The organism is Cumulibacter manganitolerans (genome assembly GCF_009602465.1).
Lineage (GTDB): Bacteria > Actinomycetota > Actinomycetes > Mycobacteriales > Antricoccaceae > Cumulibacter > Cumulibacter manganitolerans.
Window position 1 is genome coordinate 26,457 of sequence record NZ_WBKP01000018.1, and the last position, 18,199, is coordinate 44,655.

Genomic DNA, 18,199 nt, shown 5'->3' on the forward strand with positions numbered 1-18,199 from the left:
CCCACGAAGCCCGCTTTCCGGCGGCCGAGGTCGACCTCACGTTTCCGCCGCGCGCCGCGTCTACCGTGTGATGACGATGAACGAACCCTTCGAGACCGCCGTACGGCGGCACGCGGCCACGGTGCTGCGGGTCTGCCGCGCAGTGCTGGGGCCCGGGGCGGACGCCGAGGACGCCTGGTCCGAGACGTTCCTGGCCGCGCTGCAGGCGTGGCCGACGCTGCCGGCCGGCACGAACGTCGAGGCCTGGCTGGTCCGCGTGGCGCAGCGCAAGGCGATCGACGTGACCCGCGGGCAGGCGCGCCGGCCGGCGCCGACCGACGTGCCGCCGGAGGCGGAGTCCAGCCTCGGCATCCCCGGCGTCGATGGGGAGGTCTGGCAGGCGGTCGCCCGGCTGCCCGAGCGCCAGCGGCTCGCCGTCGCCTACCACTTCCTCGGCGGGCTGCCGCACGCCGAGACGGCCGAGCTGATCGGCGGCACCCCCGAGGCCGTACGGCGGGCCGCCGCCGACGGCATCAAGACCCTCCGGCGCCGGTACCAGCCCGACGTCCCCACGGAAGGAGCGATCCGATGACCGCAGACCAGCAGTACGCCGAGACCCCCACGAGCGGGCCCGCGCAGATGTTCCCCGTCGACGAGGACGACGTCGCCCGGCTGCGGACGCGGCTCGCCGGAGCGGCGCAGCAGGCCGGCCTGCTCGACGTCGCCTACCGCACGATCGACAGCCCGCTCGGCCCGCTGCTGCTGGCGGCGACCGAGCACGGCCTGGTGCGGGTCGCCTTCGAGCGTGAAGGGTTCGCCGACGTCCTGCAGGCCCTCGCGACGCGGCTCAGCCCGCGCGTCCTCGAGGCGCCGCGCCGGCTGGACGCCGCCGCCGCCCAGCTCGAGGACTACTTCGCGGGCCGGCGCCGCTCCTTCGACCTGCCGCTGGACCACGCGATGTCGACCGGCTTCCGCCGGACCGTCCAGCGTTACCTGCCGCGGATCGGCTACGGCCGCACCGAGTCCTACAAGGAGGTCGCCGAGCACGTCGGGAACGCCCGGGCGGTCCGGGCGGTGGGCACCGCCTGCGCGACCAACCCGCTGCCGGTGGTCGTGCCGTGCCACCGCGTCGTCCGCAGCGACGGCGGCCTCGGCGGCTACCTCGGCGGCGTCGAGGCGAAGACGCTGCTGCTCGAGCTGGAGCGGGCGGCCTGAGATGGACGGCCTGTTCGGCGACGACGTGCTGCGCCGTCCCGCGGTCGAGCTCCCCGACGGGGCCCACCACGTGCCGCGCTGGCTCACCCTCGAGCAGCAGCGCTGGATCGTGGCCCGCTTCCGGGAGTGGAGCGCCGGCCCGGTTCCGCTGCGCGCCGCGAAGGTCCGCGGGCACGAGATGAGCGTGCGGACGGTCTGCCTCGGCTGGCACTGGCGGCCGTACGCGTACACCCGCGAGGCGGTGGACGTCAACGGCAACCGGGTGCTCGACCTCCCCGAGTGGATGGTCCACCTCGGGCGCACGGCGCTCGTGGCCGCCACCGGCGACGCGCACGCCGGGGACGAGTACACCCCGGACACCGCGCTGGTGAACTTCTACGACGCCCAGGCCCGCATGGGCATGCACCAGGACAAGGACGAGCGCTCCCTCGCGCCGGTGGTCTCGATCTCCATCGGCGACACCTGTCGCTTCCGATTCGGCAACACCGAGAACCGGGGACGTCCGTACGATGACATCGACCTCGTCTCCGGAGACCTGTTCGTGTTCGGCGGCCCGGCCCGGCTGGCCTACCATGGCGTCCCGAAGATCTACCCGGGCACCGCGCCCGAGGGCTGCGGCCTCGAGTCCGGGCGGATCAACATCACGCTGCGGGTCACCGGCCTGACCGGCTGAGCGCGCGCTCGAGCGAGGCGCCGCCGACGTACGAACGAGGGATGCGATGACCAGCGAGCAGCAACCCGGCAGCCCGCCCCAGCCGGGTGGGGTGGTCGTGGGCGAGGACGGCCTGGCTCGCCCGGCGTGGGCCAGCGTGGATCCGCTGCTGCGGGAGTACTACGACACCGAATGGGGCATGCCGGTGCGCGACGAGCGGGGCATGTACGAGCGGATCAGCCTCGAGGCGTTCCAGGCCGGCCTGTCGTGGGCGACGATCCTGCGCAAGCGCGAGGCGTTCCGGGCGGCCTTCGCCGGCTTCGACCCCGAGACCGTGGCGGCGTTCACCGAGGACGACGTGCAGCGGCTCATGGACGACGCCTCGATCGTGCGCAACCGCGCGAAGATCCGGGCCGCGATCACCAATGCGAGCGCCACGATCCGGCTGCGAGCGAAGGGCGGCCTGGTGGACTTCGTGTGGTCGTTCCGGCCCGAGCGCACCCCGATGCCGCGCACGTACGCCGACGTCCCGACCACCTCGGCGGAGTCGGTGGCGCTGTCGAAGGCGCTGCGCAAGGAGGGGTTCGCATTCGTCGGCCCGACGACCATGTACGCGCTCATGGAGGCCGTCGGCATCGTCGACACGCACCTGCTGGGGTCCCATCGGCGGGCGACGTCCGGGGTGTGGCCCGCCTGATGACCCGCGTTGGCAGCGAGCCGCGCGCCGGCCGGGCCTGGCTCGTCCCCGGCGCCGCGATGTTCGCGATCGGCTGGGGCGGCAACCAGTTCACCCCGCTGCTCGCGCCGTACCGCGAGCGCTACGGCTACTCGCAGGTCGACGTCGACGTCTTCCTCGGCGCGTACGTCGTGGGCCTCGTGCCCGGCCTGCTGATCGCCGCGGCGTGGTCGGACGCGCGCGGCCGGCACCCGGTGCTGCTGGCCGGGCTGCTCAGCGGGATGCTCGGCAGCCTCCTCCTGGCCTTCGGCGGCCCGCTCGGATACGCCGGTATCTTCGCCGGGCGAGCGCTGAGCGGCATCGCGGTCGGCATCGCGATGGCGGTCGGCACGGCGTGGGTCGTCGAGCTGTCACCCGGATCCTCCGGCGCCGCCCGGTCCACCATCGCGCTGACCGGCGGTCTGGCGATGGGGCCCGCCGCCGGTGGCCTGCTCGCGCAGTTCGCGCAGCCGCCGCTCGTCTGGCCGTACGTCGTCCACCTGCTGGTGTGCCTGCCGGCGCTCGCCCGGCTGCTGACGGGGCGGTACGCCGAGACCCGGGTCGCCCGCGACGGACCGCTGCGGTTACGGCACCGGCTGCGGGTGCCCGCGGCGCGGCATCGCCGGTTCCTGCGCGTGGTGCTCCCGATGGCGCCGTGGATCTTCGGCTCAGCCGGCATCGCCTACGCGATCGTGCCCCAGCAGGTGCAGGGCGCGCTCGGCTCGGCGGCGCTGCTGTTCACCGCCGGCCTCACCGTCGCCACCCTCGGCACCGGCGTGCTGGTGCAGCCGATCGCGCGCCGCCTCGACGACGCCTCCACCGCCCGCGCCGTGGTGGTGTCGATGGTGCTGATGGCGATCGGCGTCGCCCTGGCGGCGCTGACCGCCGTGGCGCACTCGCCGTGGCTCGCCGTGCCGGTCGCGCTCACTCTCGGCGCGGCGTACGGCATCGCCGTGGTGTCCGGGCTGCTGGAGATCCAGCGCATGGCCGAGCCCGACCAGATCGCCGGCCTGACCGGCGTCTACTACGCGATCGCGTACGTCGGGTTCCTGCTGCCGGCGGTGCTGGCCGCGCTGAGCAGCAGGTTCGGCTATCCGGCGATGCTCGGCGTCCTCGCGCTGGTCGCCGTCGGGTGCGCGGCGATCTGCGCGAGCGGCTGGTCGCGGCACCTCCCGGAGGCCGTTCGGCCGTCCTGAGCCGCGCTCGGTCCGTACGATGGGAGACCCTCTTCCTCCGCCGAGCGCGCCGTCCGGCCGCCGGCGCGCGGGCGGGGGTGATGACTGCAGGACCCGAACGAGACGAGGAACATGGCCGTAGGTGGCACCCTGGACCGATCGTCCTTCCAGCGCTGGCTGGCGCGTCAGATCGGCGCCAAGTCGGTGGCGGCGCTGGCGCTGAAGGCGGCATTGGCGGCGGCGATCGCCTGGTCGCTCATCCGTCCCTTCGGCGGCGTGGCCGACCAGTACGCGTACTACGCCCCGCTCGGCGCGGTGGTCGTGGTGTCGTCGAACCTTGCGGAGTCCGTGCACTCCTCGGTGGCGACGGTGGCCGCGATCGCGCTCGGCACCACGCTGGCCCTGGGAGTGCGGGAGCTGCCGGTGCCCGGCGTGGTGTCGCTGGCCATCGTGGTCGGCGTGGGCACCGTCCTGGGCGCCTGGCGCCGGCTGGGCGCGATGTCTGGGTGGGTGCCGATCGCCGGGTTGTTCACTCTCGTCGTGGGCGGCGCCGATCCGGAGCGGTACATGTTCGCCTACCTCGGGCTGACCGGCTTCGGCGCGCTCATCGGCGTGCTGGTCAACCTCATCGCGCCGCCGCTGCCGCTGTCGGCGACGCGCGAGATGCACGAGGCGCTGCGTGGCATCCTCGCCGACCGGCTGGACTGGATCGCCGAGCAGTTCGAGGGCGACGAGCTGCCGGTCGGCGACGAGTGGACCATGGGGCGCGATGCGACGGAGGAGGATCGGCGCCGGGCCGAGGACCTCATCTCGCGCACCATGCAGCTGTCGCGGGTCAACTGGCGGGCCCGCAGGTGGCGGGACACGGCACATCGCCAGGAGCTGCAGGGCCAGGCCCTGGGGCGCCTGGTGTTCCTCGTGGACAACCTGGTCGATCTGCTGGCCCGGATGGAGAAGGCGCACGAGAAGATCGCGCTCGGCCCGAAGCTGCGCATGGGCACCGCCGAGGCGGTGCGCGCCACCGCGGCGGCCGTCCGGTCCATCGAGGGCGCGCAGGCCGAGCGCGAGCTGCTGGACGAGGCCGAGCGGGCGACCGAGGCGCTGGCCGCGGCGATCCGGGAGAGCTCGGCGGAGGACGGCGACGACCGGTTCGTGGCCGGCAACCTGGTGGTGACCCTGCGCCGGGTCCAGGTGATGCTGGAGCCGTCGTGAGGCTGGTGCATCCGGCGTACGACGGGCGCCCGCAGCTCGCCGACGTGCTCGCCTTCCCGCCGCGCGAGCAACCGGCGGCACGGGCCTGGGTGCGCGCGGTGTTCGTCGCGAGCCTCGACGGAGCGGCCACGCTGCACGGGCGCGCCGGAGGGCTCGGCAACGACGCCGACCGGCGGCTGTTCGCCCTGCACCGCAGCCTCGCGGACGTCGTCCTGGTGGGCGCGGGGACGGTCCGCGTCGAGGGCTACGGCCCGGCCGAGCAGGACGCCGAGTGGGCGGAGCTGCGCCGCGGCCGGCCCGCGGCGCCGCCGATCGCCGTCGTCTCGCAGCATCTCGACCTCGATCCGCGCGCGCCGCTGCTGAGCGGCGCACCGGCGGACGCCCGCACCATCGTGATCACCTGCGAGGCCGCTCCCGCGGGCCGGCGTGCCGAGCTCGCGTCGGTCGCCGACGTGATCGTCGCGGGCGGTGAGCAGGTCGACCTCGCCGCCGCCGTGCAGGCGCTCGCGGCCCGCGGCCTGAGCCGCATCACCTGCGAGGGCGGTCCCACCCTGCTGGCCCACCTCTCGGCCGCCGGGACGCTGGACGAGCTGTGCCTGACGCTCAGCCCGGTGCTGCTCGCCGGTCGAGCGCTGCGGATCACCGACGGACCGATCCTGCAGCCGCCGCTGGCGCTGGCGCTGCGCTCGGTCCTCGAGGACGACGGCTACCTGTTCCTGCAGTACACCGCCGCCTGATCTGGGTTACCCCGTGGGTGCCGACGTCGATGCCGGGTGCCTCCGCCCGGTAGCGATGGCGCCGAACAGCTCGATGCTGAGGGTGAGAAGGTGGCGGTGCGGCGTGCGTCGACGGCCCGGTCGGCCGCCGCGAGCGCGTCCGCGGCGGGACGATCACTCACCGATCTGCCGGAGGGCGTCGAGAACGGGCTCGGTGGTGCGGCCCAGCGCGGCCCCGAGCTCGTCGAGGCGCCCCTCGTCCGGGACGCCCGACCACTCGTCCATGAAGGTCTTCTTGAACTCCAGCGCCAGCACGCAACCGATCCCGGGGTAGCGCTCGTGCACCCAGCGGGCGAGGTGGGCTCCCGTGAACCGCACGTTCTCGCGGACGTCGAGCGGCCCACTGCCGGTCGGCGCGCTCGACAGGCTCCCGATGAACGCCTCGACCGCCGGCGACCAGTAGTCGCGATCGAGCGACCCGGTGCCGACGTTGACCTCCGGGTTGTCCTCGGCCGGCGCCGACGGGCGGTCCACGCCGTCTCGGCGATGGTTGTACGAGTGCACGTCGTACAGCACGAACGGGCCACGCGCGGCCACCCGGTCCAGGCGCGCGGCCAGCCGCGCGTAGAAGCCGTCGTACGCGGCGAGCGACCCGTCCACGAGCCGCTGGGCCAGCGGCGTGTGCCGCCACACCTCGAGCCCCCAGCAGTCATCGGGGGTGCGGTAGACCGCCTCGTCGCGGCCGCGGTTGAGGTCGACCTCGAAGCGCGAGCGGTGCACGAGCACCCGGTCCGGCACCCGCCGGGCGATGCGGGCCGTGAACGGGTCCTCCTCGCGCAGCCGCACGTCCTCGTCCAGGCTCATCGCCCGCGCGATCGGGCCGCTCAGCTCGTGCCCGTCGTGGATCGCGGTCGCGACGACCTGGCTGCGCCAGTCGCCGACGAAATCGCACACGGGCTCATCGAGGTGCCGTTGATTCATACCCCAGACATATCAACCCACCGCGTTCGACGTCCGTGAAATATCGAATAGTCGACCGTGGGCTCACTCACCCCACACGTCGATCACCCGTGCGGTGCGCGCACGTAGGCTCGAACGGTGCACAACTTCGACGCCGCGATGGCTCTCCAGGCGGTCGGCGACCGGCGGCTGCGTGGGCGCACCACGGAGCCGTACGCCAACATGGTCGGCCCGTTCGGCGGCGTGACCGCGGCCGTGCTGCTGCGGGCGATCGAGCGGCAGGACGACCGGCTCGGCGACCCGGTGACGTTGAGCGTGAACTTCGTCGCCGCGGTGGCCCCGGGCGAGTTCGAGGTCGTCCCGCGCTGCGTGCGCACCAACCGCTCCACGCAGCACTGGTACGTCGAGATGCAGCAGGACGGCCAGGTCGTCGCGAGCGCGACCGCCGCCGCGGCACGTTTCGATCGGGGCTTCTTCGACCAGTCGGCGCGGCTGTGGGGCTCCGGGGACGTGCTGCTGGCCTCGAGCCATCAGATCGTCTACTACAAGGGCTGAGGAGGCTCCCATGTGCGGAATCGTGGCGATCTACGACCCGACGCCCGGAGCGGACCACGCGGCGACCGGCGAGCGCATGCTGACCCGCATCCGGCACCGGGGACCGGACGGCGTCGGCAGCCGGCAGGTCGGGCCGACCTGGCTCGGTCACGTGCGACTGGCCATCGTCGATCTCGCGGAAGGCGACCAGCCGCTGGAGGGGCCCTCCGGGTCGTGGATCGTGGCCAACGGCGAGATCTACAACCACGAGGAGGTTCGCGCGAGCACCGACTACCCGTTCGTGACCGACTCCGACAGCGAGGCCGCGCTCGCCGCCGCCCTCAGCGGCGAGATCGACGCCCTCGGGCACCTGCGCGGCATGTTCGGGTTCACCGTCGCCGACGAGAACGGCGCGGTGCAGGTCGTCCGCGATCCGCTCGGCGTGAAGCCGCTCTACTGGGCCGTCCGCGACGGGGCCGCGTACTTCGCCTCCGAGCTGGGCGCGTTCGATGCGGACCTGCGCGGGGCGGTCCGGGAGTTCCCGCCCGGTTTCCGGTGGACCCCCGCCGACGGGCTGGTCAGGTTCCGCGAGCTGCACGTGGACGGCCCGGAGATCACCGACCGCGACGAGGCGGTCCGGCTCATCCGCGAGACGCTGATCGACTGCGTCCGCCGCCGCATGATGGCCGACGTGCCGGTCGGCGTGTTCCTGTCCGGCGGCCTGGACTCCAGCCTGGTCGCCGCGGTCATGGCCCGGGTGTACGACGGCGGGCACGGCCCGCTGCACTCGTTCGCCGCCGGCACCGCGGACTCGAGCGACCTCGCCGCCGCGCGCCGCGTCGCCGAGCACCTCGGCCTGCAGCACCACGAGATCGTCTACACCGCCGACGACGTGGTCGACGTGCTGCCCGACGTCGTGCGCTGCATCGAGTCCTACGAGCCGTCGCTGGTACGCAGCGCCGTCCCGAACTACCTGCTCGCCCGCGAGACCGCGCGTGTGGTGAAGGTCGTGCTCACCGGGGAGGGCTCCGACGAGCTGTTCGCCGGGTACGCCCACCACCGCGAGCTCGCCGACCTCGACGCGCTGCGCGACGCCCTCGTCGCGGAGATCTCCGGGCTGCACAACCTCAACCTGCAGCGCGCCGACCGGACCTCGATGGCGCACGGCCTGGAGGCCCGGGTGCCGTTCCTGGACCGCGACCTGGTCAACCTCGCCGCCCGCATCCCGACCGAGTGGAAGGTCGCGACCCGGCACGGCCAGGAGAAGGCGCTGCTGCGCGATGCGTTCGCCGGCTGGCTGCCCGAGGACCTGCTGTGGCGGCCCAAGGAGCAGTTCGGCGACGGCTCGGGCACCGCCGACGTGATGCTCGAGCGCGCACACGAGCTGGCGCCCGAGGACGACTGGCAGCAGCATCGGGTCGCCGGCCTGCCCGCGCCGCGCAGCCGCGAGGAGCTGGCCTACCAGCGGCTGTTCGCCGAGCATCTCGCCGGCGTCGACCCCACTGTGCTGGGGAGGTTCGCGACCGCATGAGCGTCCGGCTCCCCAGCGCGCCGGCCCGGATGCTCGCCCCGCACGCGGCCGCGCCGCTCCCGCTCCCGCAGGTGCTGTCGCTGATCGACGAGCGCGAGCCGGTGATCAATGCCTTCGTGCACGTCGACCCCGAGGCCGTCGCCGGCCCCGGTGCGGGCCCCGGCCGGCTCGCCGGGCGCATCGTCGCGGTCAAGGACAACATCGCCGTGGCGGGCGCGCCGTGGGCGGCCGGCAGCGCCAGCCGCCTCGATCACCCGGCCTCGCGGGACGCCGAGGCCGTGCGCCGCCTGCGTCACGACGGCGCGACGGTGATCGGCACGACGAACCTCGACGAGTTCGCGATGGGCGCCTCGACCGACTCGTCGTACTGCGGCACCACCCGCAACCCGTGGGACGTCTCGCGGACCGCCGGCGGGTCGTCCGGCGGCAGCGCGGCCGCCGTCGCGGCGTACGGCGTGCTCGCCGTCGGCACGGACACCGGGGGCTCCATCCGCGAACCGGCGTCCCAGTGCGGTGTCGTCGGCGTCAAGCCCAGCAGCCGGGCGATCCCGCTGGACGGCGTGGTGCCGTTCGCGAGCAGCTGCGACGCCGTCGGTCCGCTCGGCCCGGACGTCGCCGGCACCGCCGTCCTGGACGACGTGCTGCGCGGCACGGACCACCTCTGGCACGCGGCGCGGCGCGGTGCCCGGAGCGCCCGGCTGCCCGGGCTGCGGGTCGGCGTCGTCCTGCAGCAGAGCGACGGTCGCAACACCGCCGAGGTGCGGCGCTGCTTCGAGCGGGCACTCGCGTTGCTGGCCTCCTCGGGTGCCGACCTGGGCGAGGTGTCCTTCCCCAGCATCAGCCAGTCGCTGGCCGTCTACATGGATGTCACCTCGGCCGAGGCCGTGCGGGTGCTCTCCGCGCACGAGCATCGTGGGGGAGGGCTCGGTGCCGAGGCCGCGCGGCGGCTCGAGCACGGCCGCTCGATCCGCGGGACCCGCCGGCTGCGGCGCGCGCAGCAGGACCGCGCGACGATCCGTCGGCAGCTGCTGGCCGCCGCGGACCGCTACGACGTGCTGGTGAGCCCCACGATGCCCGTCGTGGCGCCCCGGCTGGGCGCCAGCGGGGTCGACGACCCGCTGGGCGTGCCGCGGACCGACTGGTGGACCGTCGAGGCGAACCTCGCCGACCTCGGCGCGTTGTCGGTGCCCGCGGGGCTGGGCGTGGACACCGGGCTGCCGGTCGGCCTGCAGGTGATGGCCGCGCCCGGCCGCGACGAGCGGCTCTACCGGGTGGCCGGCTGGCTCGAGGCGCGCGGCGTCGGCGACCCCTGCTGAGCGACGGCGGCGACGCTGCGCTCAGACGGCGGCGAGGACCTCCCGCTCCAGGCGCGCGTAGCTGGTCTCCATGCCGTCGGTCATCCCGGTCGCGAGGATCATGTCCCGTACGTCCGCGCTCGGGTAGGTGATCACCACCGACAGCAACGTGCCGTCGGTGAGCGGCGTCAGCGTCAGCTCGTTGGTGGTGCTCGGGCCGTCGGTGCCGATCATCTGCTCCGAGGTGACCTCGTGCTGCGGCGGCAGCGACTCGAGCAGCTCGCCGGTGAAGCCGAAGCGCTCGCCACCACCGTCCTGCTCCCACTCGTAGCGGTAGCGGTCGCCGACGTTCCGCGCGACCTCGCACACCGGCATCGTCCAGCCGTCGGGGCCGAGCAGCCAGCGCTTCAGCAGGTCGGGCTCGTGGTGGGCGCGCCACACCTGCTCGAGGCTGCCGCGGATGAGCCGGCTGACGCGCACGCGGGTGTCGCTGAGGATCTGGGTCGTCGTCGCCTGACCGGCCGCGAACGACCGCAGGTCGGCGATGACCGCGTCCATCTGGCCCATCGCCGCGGTCATCCCTTCCTCCATGCCCATGCCGAGCAGCTGCTCGAGCTCCTCCACCGAGTTGAAGTACGACGTGATGACCACCCGCGACCCCTGGTCGGTCTCCTCGAACTGGCACGCCATGCGCGTCGTCGGCAGGTCGTGGTTGGGGGAGCCGTCCGCCTGGGCGAACCCGTCGAGCACCTCGAAGCTGCGCTGCGGGTCGACCGACAGGAACTCCCAGTAGCCGCCCGCCGACTCGCCGCCCGGCCCGGTCATCACGTAGTGCGAGCGGCCACCGGGCGCCATGTCGTGCCGATAGAAGATCGCGGGCCACTCCGGCGGCCCCCAGAACCTCTCCAGCTGGCGTGGGTCGGCGTACGCGTCCCACAGCCGGTGCAGCGGCGCGGGGAACTCGGCGACGACCGTCATGGTCAGCGCCTTCGGGTCCTTGGTGACGGAGGTGATGGGCATGGCTGCTGCCTTCCTAGGTGGGGTCGGTCTCGGCGATGAGGTCGTCGAGCCGCGCGATCCGCGAGCGCCAGATCTGCTCGTAGGCGTCGAGCAGGGTCTGTGCCCGGCGGATCGCGTCGGGATTGCCGCGAACGAGCCGCTCGCGGCCGTGCGGGCGCTTGCTCACAAGCCCCGCTCCTTCCAGTACTGCGACGTGCTTCTGGACCGCGGCGAACGACATGTCGTACGTCGCCGCGAGCTGCGAGACGGTGGCCTCACCGGCGAGGGTGCGGCGCACGATGTCGCGACGGGTGGCGTCGGCGAGGGCGCGGAAGATCCGGTCCACCGCGGCGTCACTGAGGCTGAGGTCCTGCTGACGTATAACCATTTGGTTGTACGTTAGCGCGGCCGCCGAGCGCTGTCCAGCGGTCGGTCGCGCTTGGGCAAAGGTGACTCACGTGTCAAGATGACGTGGACCGAACACACGGGCCGCGTCCAGCGGCCTCCAGAGCCGAGGTGAGCGATGGGTCAACAGCGCGACGAGCTCGACGAGTATGCCGCGACGATCGCCGAGTACTGCCGCGAACGCCTTCCGCGCAAGACCACCGCGCGACCGGGCGTGATCCGTGACCCGGAGGCCGCCCGCTCGGGCTGGCACGCGATGTGCGCGGACCTCGGGATCGGCACGCTGCTCGTCGCCGAGGAGCTCGGCGGAGCGGGCGCCACCCTCGTCGAGGCGACCCGGGTGGCGCAGGCGCTGGGCGCCGAGCTGGCCCCCGTGCCGCACCTGTCGTGCGGCGTCCTGGCCGCCACGCTGCTCGGCTCCCTCGCCGCCGGAAGCCCCGACGGTCCCGCCGCGTCCCTGCTGCGCCGCCTCGTGGACGGCGCCGTCGTGACCGTGGCCTGGGCGACGAGCGACCCCGGCACGCCGGCTCCCGAGCCGCTGCTGGCCTTCGACTCCGGGGTCGTCTCCGGCGCCTTCCGGTACGCCGTCGACGCCGACCTCGCCGACGTCGTGGTCCTGATCGGCGAGGACGGGCGCCAGATCGCCGCTGTGGAGCGCGAGCACCTGCAGATCACCGCGCGCCCGGCGTTCGACCTCGCTCGCGGGTTCGCCGACGTGACGGCCGATCGCGCACCCGCGACGGTCCTCGCGCACGGCGACCCCGCCCGCGCCGCGTTCGACGAGATGCTGGTCGCCGGACGCCTGGCGGTCGCGGCCGAGAGCGCCGGCGGCGCGCGCGCCGCGCTCGACACGGCCGTCGCCTACGCGCAGCAGCGCGTGCAGTTCGGCCGCGAGATCGGCAGCTTCCAGGCGATCAAGCACCTGCTCGCCGACGCGTTCGTGGACGCCGAGTCGGCGCTGTCGGTCGCGCGGCTCGCGACCGACGCCTACGTCGCCGGGGAGCCCGACGCCGAGGAGCTCGTCGCGGTCGCCGCGTTCTACTGTGCCGACCGGTACGCCGACGTGGCGGCCACCGGCATCCAGGTTCACGGCGGGATCGGGTTCACCGTCGAGACCGCCCCGCACCTGTACCGGCGCCGCGCGGAGGCCAATCGCCACATCCTCGGGGAACCGGCGCAGCTGCGCGCGGCGTACGTCGATGTGCTGAGCAGCAAGGAGGTCGTCGCATGAGCATCCGGGACGAGGTACGCGCGTGGCTCGCCGAGAACTGGCGCCCCGGTGACGATCCCCGTGCGTTCCGCGAGAAGGCGGTCGACACCGGGTGGCTCGCGCCGAGCTGGAGCACCGACTGGTTCGGCAAGGGGCTCAGCGCGCACGACGCCGAGGTGGTCGGCGAGGAGTTCCAGCGGGTCGGCGCCCCCGGGCGGCTCGACCGCGACCACCTGCACGCGCGCGTCATCTACGAGCTGGGGACCGAGGAGCTCAAGCGCAGCTACCTGCGGGGCCTGCTCACCGACCAGCTCGAGGGCTGCCTGCTGTACTCCGAGCCCGGTGCCGGATCGGACCTGGCCAGCGTCCGCACGACCGCCGTCCGCGAGGGCGACCAGTGGCGGGTCAACGGGCAGAAGGTCTGGACCTCGCACGCCCGCGAGGCCGCCTACGGCCTGCTGATCGCGCGCACCAACGCCGACGTGCCCAAGCACCGCGGCCTCACCTACTTCGTGATCCCGATGAAGCAGCCCGGTATCGAGGTGCGGCCGCTGACCCAGATCACCGGAGACGCGCACTTCAACGAAGTGTTCTTCACCGACGCGGTCGTCGACGACGCCAACCGGCTCGGCGACGTCGACGCCGGGTGGTTCGGCCTGATGACCGCGCTCGGCTACGAACGGCTCGTGCTGGGCGCGCGCGGGGTCGGGTCCCGGGCCTACGATCCCCGCTACATCGGGACCGCCGACGACCTGATCGAGCTCGCGCGCCGCCACGACCGGCTCGAGGACACCGCGATCGCGGAGCGCATCGCCGACACGTACGCCGAGCGCACCGCGGCCCGGCTCAACGCAGCCCGCTACGCGGCGGAGGGACGCGGGCACGACGCCGCGGCGATGTCTCTCGGCAAGCTGATGATGTCGCGGATCCTGCACCGCACCGCGCGGCTGCGCCGGGACATCATCGGCGCCGACGTGCTCTACGACGACCGCACCGATCCGCCGAGTGACGCCGAGGTCGCGAACTTCTTCACCCTCGACGCGTACTTCACGTCCATCGGCGGCGGCACCGACCAGGTGCAGCGCAACATCCTGGCCGAGCGCATGCTCGGGCTGCGCAAGGAGGCCGACCCGTCCAAGGACATCCCGTTCCGAGAGGTGCGCAAGTGAACCAGGCCCATCAGCGGGGCGAGGTGCTCTGGACGCCCGACGAGCGGGACGTCGCCGACAGCGAGCTCGGACGCTACCTCGGGTGGCTCGCGCGCACCCGCGGGATCGAGCTCACGACGTACGACGAGCTGTGGCAGTGGTCGGTGCGCGACCTCGAAGGCTTCTGGCAGTCGGTCTGGGACTACTTCGACATCGCCGCGGGCACGCCGCCGACCGCGGTCCTCGGCGCACGCGAGATGCCCGGCGCCCAGTGGTTCCCCGGATCGACGCTCAACTACGCCGAGCACGCGCTGCGTCACCAGGGCGAGCGCACGGCGGTCGTCGCCGTCTCGCAGACCCGCGACCGCCGCGAGCTCACCGGCACCGAGCTCACGGCGCTCGTCGGGCGGGCGCGGGAGGGGTTCCGCCGGCTCGGGCTGCAGAAGGGCGATCGTGTCGCGGCGTACCTGCCGAGCATCCCGGAGACCGTCGCGGCGTTCCTCGCCGCCGCCAGCCTCGGCGTGGTGTGGGCCGCGGTCGCCCCGGAGTTCGGCACGGACAGCGTGATCGACCGGCTCTCGCAGATCGAGCCGAAGGTGTTGCTGACCGTCGACGGCTACCGATACTCGGCGAAGGACGTCGACCGGCGCTCGGAGTCGGCGACCATCCGCGCGGCGCTGCCGACCGTCGAGACGATGGTCGCCATCGACTACCTGGGCCTGGGCGCCGATTTCGCCGACATGTCGTGGGATCAGCTCGTCGACAACGATGCGCCGTTCGAGGTCGACCGCGTCGAGTTCGACCACCCGCTCTGGATCCTGTTCTCCTCCGGCACGACGGGGCTGCCCAAGCCGATCGTGCACTCGCACGGCGGAATCGTGCTCGAGCAGCTCAAGACCCTCGGCCTGGCGGCCGGGCTCGGGCCGCAGGACCGCAACTTCATCTACGCCACGACGGCCTGGGTGATGTGGAACATGCTCGTGTCGTCGCTGCTGACCGGCGCCTCGATCGTCCTGTACGACGGCAATCCCATGTACCCCGATGCGCTCCGGCTGTGGGAGGTGGCCGCCGAGACGGAGGCGACGGCGTACACCTGCGGTGCGCCGCTGTTGACCGCCGCCCGCAAGTCTGGGGTCGACGTCGCCGAGCGCTACGACCTGTCGCGGCTGCGCAGCATCTCCTCGACCGGTGCGCCGCTGCCCGCAGAGGACTTCCGCTGGGTCTACGAGACCTTCGGATCGGACATATACCTCCAGTCCGGCTCGGGCGGTACCGACGTCGCCTCCGGCTTCGTGGGCGGCTCGAAGATGCTGCCGGTGCGCGCGGGGGAGATCACCGCCCGATGCCTGGGTGTCGACGCGAAGGCGCTCGATCCGCAGGGCAACCCGGTCGTGGGCGAGCCCGGGGAGCTGGTGATCTCGCAGCCGATGCCCTCGATGCCCGTCTTCTTCTGGAACGACCCGGGCGGTGAGCGGTACCGCGACAGCTACTTCGACATGTACCCCGGGCAGTGGCGCCACGGGGACTGGATCACCTTCTACGAGGACGGCTCGAGCGAGATCACCGGCAGGTCCGACGGGACGCTCAACCGCGGCGGTGTGCGCCTCGGCACCAGCGAGTTCTACAACGTGCTCGACGAGTTCCCGGAGGTCGAGGACGCCCTCGCCGTCCACCTGGAGGGCCGCGAAGGCCTCGGGACGCTCGTGCTGTTCGTGGTGCTGCGCGGCGAGCAGCAGCTCGACGACGCGCTGAAGCAGCGGATCACCAAGGAGCTGCAGCGGCGGCTCTCCCCGCGGCACGGCCCCGACGACATCCGCCAGGTCGGCCAGATCCCCTACTCGCTGACCGGCAAGAAGCTCGAGATCCCGGCGAAGCGGCTGCTGCAGGGCCGACCCCGCCAGGGCCTGGTGAAGGAAGGGTCGGTGCGCAACCCCGACGCGCTGGACACCTTCGAGGAGCTCGCCGGTGAGTTCGCCGACCGCTAGCGCCTCAGCCCCGTGGCACGAGCGCGAGCTGCCGGCTCTGCGCGATCATCCGGCCCTCGTCGTCCCACACCAGGCCGTCCTCCTCGAGGAAGCCGTTGCTGACGAAGCGCGAGGTGAACTCGCACCGCAGCCACTCGGTCCGCGGGCGTGCCCGCACGTGCACGGTGAGCTCCACGGTCGGCGTCCACGACACGGGCAGGGCCGCGTTGAAGATCGTCGGTGGGAAGGCGTCGGTGGCCAGCAGCAGCGTCAGGGTGTCCATCGGCTCGTCGTCCAGCAGCCGGAACCACCCGCGCACGAGCGCCTTGCCGTGCGGGCGGCCGTCGAGGAACCCGGTGTCGTCGGGGTGCAGGCGCAGGTCGAAGTTGCGCATCACCGGCGGCGGGAAGTCCTTCGCCGGCACCGCGCGGATGCACTGGTCGGGCGGCGGCAGCTCCGGAGGCGCGCCGAGGACGCGCTCGATCTGCCCGTGCACCGCAGAGACGTCGCCGAACTCGCCGGTGGCGTGCAGCAGGATGCGCTCACCCGCGTACATCTCGGCTGTGACGGTAGCGAAGCTGCGGCCGGACTTCAGCACCCGTGGGCTGATCCGCACCTCGCCGGGCTTGCCCGGCGAGAGGTAGTGGGCGGTCATCGCGACGACGTCCGGGCGACCGGATGCGTCCCGCATCGCGCGGCCGAGCAGCGCGAGCAGGTACCCGCCGTTGGCGTTGCCCACGATGTCCCACCCCTCGTGGACGGCGCCCGCCCACGTGCCGTCGTCCTGTCGGCGGGAGGCGGTCGCAGCGTGGAAGCGCCCGGCTGCCGGGCTCGCGTTCGCAGTCATATCCGCAGTCTAGACACCACCGGTGGCGCGCCCCGCGGCGCCGGAACCGCTCAGTACCGGCCGCCGGCCGGCCCAACCATGTGGAGGAATTCGTGTACCCAGGCGCGTACGTCAACAGCACACCGGACAAGCCGGCGATCATCATGGCGGGCTCCGGTGCCCAGCTGACCTACCGGGAGCTCGAGGAGCAGTCGGCGAAGCTCGCTCGCGCGCTGCACGACCTGGGGCTGCGCAAGGGTGACGTGATCGCCATGCTGTCGGACAACCAGGCAGAGTGCTTCGTGATCTACTGGGCCGCGCTTCGCTCGGGGCTCTACATCACCGCGATCAACTTCCACCTGACGGCGGAGGAGGCCGCCTACATCGTCGCCGACTGCGAGGCGAAGGTGCTCTTCGCGAGCGGCTCCATCGCGCCGCTGGCGCTGGACGTGGCGGCCCAGTCGCCGGCGGTCGGGCACCACTTCGCCTTCGCCGGCGACATCGCGGGCTTCGCCTCCATGAGCGAGCTGATCGCCGGCGCGGGAGAGCCGCTCGCCGAGATGCCCTCGGGCGCCGACATGCTCTACTCCTCCGGCACCACCGGGCGCCCCAAGGGCATCAAGGCCGCGCTGCCCGACCGGACCATCGACGAGCCCGGCAACCAGCTCGTGGCGCTGGCGACGACGTACTTCGGGATGTCCTCGGACTCGGTGTACCTCAGCCCCGCGCCGGTCTACCACGCGGCGCCGTTGCGCTGGAGCGCGACGGTGCAGGCCATCGGCGGCACGGTCGTCATGCTCGAGCGTTTCGACGCACAGGCGATGCTCGAGGCCATCGAGAAGTACCGCATCACCGCGACCCAGGTCGTGCCGACGATGTTCGTGCGGATGCTGCAGCTTCCGGCGGAGGTGCGCGAGACGTACGACCACTCGAGCCTGCGGCTGTGCATCCACGCCGCCGCGCCGTGCCCTCCGGAGGTCAAGGCGAAGATGATCGACTGGTGGGGACCGGTGCTCGTGGAGTACTACGCCTCCACGGAAGGCGCAGGCATGACGATCGTGACCTCGGAGGACTGGCTGCACAAGCCCGGGACCGTCGGCCGGGCGGCGCTCGGGATCATCCGGATCTGCGACGACGAGGGCACCGAGCTGCCTACCGGCGAGGCGGGGATGGTCTACTTCGAGCGCGACGAGCCCACCTTCGAGTATCACAACGCCCCCGAGAAGACCTCCGAGTCGCGGCATCCCCGGCATCCGGAGTGGACGACGGTCGGCGACATCGGCTACGTCGACGAGGACGGCTACCTGTTCCTGACCGACCGCAAGGCATTCATGATCATCAGCGGCGGGGTGAACATCTACCCCCAGGAGGTCGAGAACGTCCTCGCGCTGCACCCCGCGGTGTACGACGTCGCCGTGATCGGCGTCCCGGACGACGAGATGGGCCAGCAGGTGAAGGCGGTGGTGCAGCTGCGCGACGGCGTGCAGCCCAGCGACGAGCTCGCCGCGGAGATCATCGACTACGTCCGCGCCCGGATCGCCCGGTTCAAGGCGCCGCGCTCGGTCGACTTCATCGACGAGCTGCCCCGGACGCCGACCGGGAAGCTGGTCAAGGGCAAGCTCCGCGAGCTCTACGCCCCCCAGCGGTAGGCCGGCGCCGCGCT

The 18,199-nt window shown here is 72.9% G+C and carries 18 protein-coding genes; 14 read left to right on the plus strand and 4 right to left on the minus strand.

Annotation, left to right across the window (positions count from 1 at the left end; translation table 11 throughout):
* Positions 1 to 76 precede the first annotated feature (76 nt).
* The 7 genes from F8A92_RS08730 (at position 77) to F8A92_RS08760 (ending at position 5,685) form a co-directional block, all read left to right on the plus strand.
* The gene (locus F8A92_RS08730) at positions 77 to 571 is read left to right on the plus strand and encodes an RNA polymerase sigma factor (protein ID WP_153504779.1); all 495 of its coding nucleotides are present in this window, start codon (positions 77 to 79) and stop codon (positions 569 to 571) included.
* Positions 568 to 1,194 (plus strand): methylated-DNA--[protein]-cysteine S-methyltransferase, encoded by a 627-nt coding sequence (locus F8A92_RS08735; RefSeq protein WP_153504780.1) that lies wholly within the window; start codon positions 568 to 570, stop codon positions 1,192 to 1,194. Before F8A92_RS08730 ends, F8A92_RS08735 begins: the two co-directional genes overlap by 4 nt.
* A gap of 1 nt (position 1,195) precedes the next feature.
* Positions 1,196 to 1,867 carry an alpha-ketoglutarate-dependent dioxygenase AlkB family protein gene (locus F8A92_RS08740; RefSeq protein WP_153504781.1) on the plus strand — a complete coding sequence of 224 codons (672 nt, stop codon included), beginning with the start codon at positions 1,196 to 1,198 and terminating at the stop codon, positions 1,865 to 1,867.
* 46 nt (positions 1,868 to 1,913) lie between these two features.
* Positions 1,914 to 2,543 carry a DNA-3-methyladenine glycosylase I gene (locus tag F8A92_RS08745; RefSeq protein ID WP_153504782.1) on the plus strand — a complete coding sequence of 210 codons (630 nt, stop codon included), beginning with the start codon at positions 1,914 to 1,916 and terminating at the stop codon, positions 2,541 to 2,543.
* Entirely contained in the window at positions 2,543 to 3,757 is a 1,215-nt protein-coding gene (locus F8A92_RS08750) for an MFS transporter (protein ID WP_153504783.1), read from the plus strand. Before F8A92_RS08745 ends, F8A92_RS08750 begins: the two co-directional genes overlap by 1 nt.
* A 111-nt stretch (positions 3,758 to 3,868) precedes the next feature.
* Complete coding sequence (locus tag F8A92_RS08755) at positions 3,869 to 4,948, plus strand: FUSC family protein (RefSeq protein WP_153504784.1); 1,080 nt, start codon at positions 3,869 to 3,871, stop codon at positions 4,946 to 4,948.
* On the plus strand, positions 4,945 to 5,685 hold the full coding sequence (locus F8A92_RS08760) for a pyrimidine reductase family protein (protein ID WP_228389309.1): 741 nt from the start codon (positions 4,945 to 4,947) through the stop codon (positions 5,683 to 5,685). Before F8A92_RS08755 ends, F8A92_RS08760 begins: the two co-directional genes overlap by 4 nt.
* Positions 5,686 to 5,838: 153 nt before the next feature.
* Here the strand turns inward: F8A92_RS08760 and F8A92_RS08765 are convergent, their stop codons facing one another.
* Positions 5,839 to 6,645, minus strand: coding sequence for an N-formylglutamate amidohydrolase (locus F8A92_RS08765; RefSeq protein WP_153504785.1), 807 nt, complete (start codon positions 6,643 to 6,645; stop codon positions 5,839 to 5,841).
* Between the two features lie 117 nt (positions 6,646 to 6,762).
* Between F8A92_RS08765 and F8A92_RS08770 the strand changes: the two genes are divergently transcribed.
* Genes F8A92_RS08770 through F8A92_RS08780 form a run of 3 tightly spaced genes read left to right on the plus strand, consistent with a single transcriptional unit; the run spans position 6,763 to position 10,005 of the window.
* Positions 6,763 to 7,179 (plus strand): acyl-CoA thioesterase, encoded by a 417-nt coding sequence (locus F8A92_RS08770; RefSeq protein WP_228389310.1) that lies wholly within the window; start codon positions 6,763 to 6,765, stop codon positions 7,177 to 7,179.
* A 10-nt stretch (positions 7,180 to 7,189) separates the two neighbouring features.
* Complete coding sequence (locus tag F8A92_RS08775; RefSeq protein ID WP_153504786.1) at positions 7,190 to 8,689, plus strand: asparagine synthase-related protein; 1,500 nt, start codon at positions 7,190 to 7,192, stop codon at positions 8,687 to 8,689.
* Positions 8,686 to 10,005, plus strand: a complete 1,320-nt coding sequence (locus F8A92_RS08780; RefSeq protein ID WP_153504787.1) for an amidase — start codon at positions 8,686 to 8,688, stop codon at positions 10,003 to 10,005. The genes F8A92_RS08775 and F8A92_RS08780 overlap by 4 nt, the downstream gene beginning before the upstream one ends.
* Before the next feature lie 21 nt (positions 10,006 to 10,026).
* Here the strand turns inward: F8A92_RS08780 and F8A92_RS08785 are convergent, their stop codons facing one another.
* Both F8A92_RS08785 and F8A92_RS08790 read right to left on the minus strand, forming a co-directional pair.
* Positions 10,027 to 11,004, minus strand: coding sequence for an SRPBCC family protein (locus tag F8A92_RS08785; RefSeq protein ID WP_153504788.1), 978 nt, complete (start codon positions 11,002 to 11,004; stop codon positions 10,027 to 10,029).
* A gap of 13 nt (positions 11,005 to 11,017) precedes the next feature.
* Positions 11,018 to 11,371, minus strand: coding sequence for an ArsR/SmtB family transcription factor (locus F8A92_RS08790; protein WP_153504789.1), 354 nt, complete (start codon positions 11,369 to 11,371; stop codon positions 11,018 to 11,020).
* A 135-nt stretch (positions 11,372 to 11,506) separates the two neighbouring features.
* Here F8A92_RS08790 and F8A92_RS08795 point away from each other — a divergent pair, with 135 nt between their 5' ends.
* Genes F8A92_RS08795 through F8A92_RS08805 form a run of 3 tightly spaced genes read left to right on the plus strand, consistent with a single transcriptional unit; the run spans position 11,507 to position 15,731 of the window.
* Complete coding sequence (locus F8A92_RS08795) at positions 11,507 to 12,619, plus strand: acyl-CoA dehydrogenase family protein (protein ID WP_153504790.1); 1,113 nt, start codon at positions 11,507 to 11,509, stop codon at positions 12,617 to 12,619.
* Positions 12,616 to 13,767, plus strand: a complete 1,152-nt coding sequence (locus F8A92_RS08800) for an acyl-CoA dehydrogenase family protein (protein WP_153504791.1) — start codon at positions 12,616 to 12,618, stop codon at positions 13,765 to 13,767. The genes F8A92_RS08795 and F8A92_RS08800 overlap by 4 nt, the downstream gene beginning before the upstream one ends.
* On the plus strand, positions 13,764 to 15,731 hold the full coding sequence (locus F8A92_RS08805) for an acetoacetate--CoA ligase (protein ID WP_153504792.1): 1,968 nt from the start codon (positions 13,764 to 13,766) through the stop codon (positions 15,729 to 15,731). The genes F8A92_RS08800 and F8A92_RS08805 overlap by 4 nt, the downstream gene beginning before the upstream one ends.
* 4 nt (positions 15,732 to 15,735) lie before the next feature.
* On the opposite strand, the gene F8A92_RS08810 is transcribed toward F8A92_RS08805, so the two are convergent.
* Positions 15,736 to 16,557, minus strand: a complete 822-nt coding sequence (locus F8A92_RS08810) for a thioesterase family protein (RefSeq protein ID WP_153504793.1) — start codon at positions 16,555 to 16,557, stop codon at positions 15,736 to 15,738.
* Positions 16,558 to 16,649: 92 nt separating this feature from the next.
* Between F8A92_RS08810 and F8A92_RS08815 the strand changes: the two genes are divergently transcribed.
* Complete coding sequence (locus tag F8A92_RS08815) at positions 16,650 to 18,185, plus strand: acyl-CoA synthetase (protein ID WP_153504794.1); 1,536 nt, start codon at positions 16,650 to 16,652, stop codon at positions 18,183 to 18,185.
* The last annotated feature ends 14 nt before the right edge of the window (positions 18,186 to 18,199 follow it).